At 41.1% G+C, this 868-nt stretch carries 2 protein-coding genes; one reads left to right on the forward strand and one right to left on the reverse strand.

All coding sequences use genetic code 11. The features are described 5' to 3' along the window. The gene (locus B0682_RS09255) at window positions 1-426 is read left to right on the forward strand and encodes a pilin (protein WP_240494970.1); all 426 of its coding nucleotides are present in this window, start codon (window positions 1-3) and stop codon (window positions 424-426) included. Between the two features lie 91 nt (window positions 427-517). Here the strand turns inward: B0682_RS09255 and B0682_RS09260 are convergent. Then, window positions 518-868: hypothetical protein (locus tag B0682_RS09260; RefSeq protein WP_078308446.1), on the reverse strand; the 351-nt coding region annotated here is incomplete at its 5' end.

The following is an 868-nucleotide window of genomic DNA, read 5'->3' on the forward strand; positions in this document are numbered from 1 at the left end:
TTGCCATACGCATGGCTTGGCATGGGAGATAATCAGGTGAGATGTGGGGACATCAGTATCCTAGCTGCCATCGCTCTGCCTGCGTATCAGAATTACATTGCCAAATCTCAGCTATCAGAAGCTTTTACCTTAGCTGATGGTGCTAAAACAACGATTGCCACCAATCGTGAACGTAACTCTTGTACTTCTACAGAATCGGCTGCCAATACACTAACTGGTAAATATGGCACATTAGTGATCGACGGTACACCCGATCCAAAAGCTACGGATAATAAAACAGGTTGTACATTAACTTATACAGTAAAAACTGATGCCTCTGATCGTATCTCTGGTAAAGTGTTGGTATTGGATGTATTGCAAAATGGATCTGTTAAGAAAAATTCTTGGGGTGGTGATGACGAACTTCTGCCCACAGCTGTAAAATAAGCCAACAGTTTAAGCTTAAACAAAAAAGCCAAGATTGTTATCTTGGCTTTTTATGTTATTTATCAATAGTTTGGGTGTGTTATTTGTAATATTAACGACCAGTAATTGCAGTTGCACTCAATGAACAATTACCACCTGAAGCGATGTTACAAACGATTTGTTTGTCACCAGGGGCTTTTGGAGTGAATGTGATGGCTGCTGTATCAAGTTTTACCTTCTCATTACCAACTGTAGCAATAGCTGCTGCTGATGTTGTTGCCTCAACTTTTGCTCCTGTACAGGCACTGTTATTAGTATAGACAGTACTTAGTGCAGTACCCGTAGTACCTGTAGTTGATGAAGGGTCTTGTAGTTCAATCACAAGCTTACCAGCAACGGTTTTGGCTTCTGCCAAACAAGCACTATTAGCAGAACGTTTGGTATAGTTCTGATACGCAGGCAG

The sequence above is a fragment of the Lwoffella lincolnii genome, assembly GCF_002014765.1.
GTDB lineage: Bacteria > Pseudomonadota > Gammaproteobacteria > Pseudomonadales > Moraxellaceae > Psychrobacter > Psychrobacter lincolnii.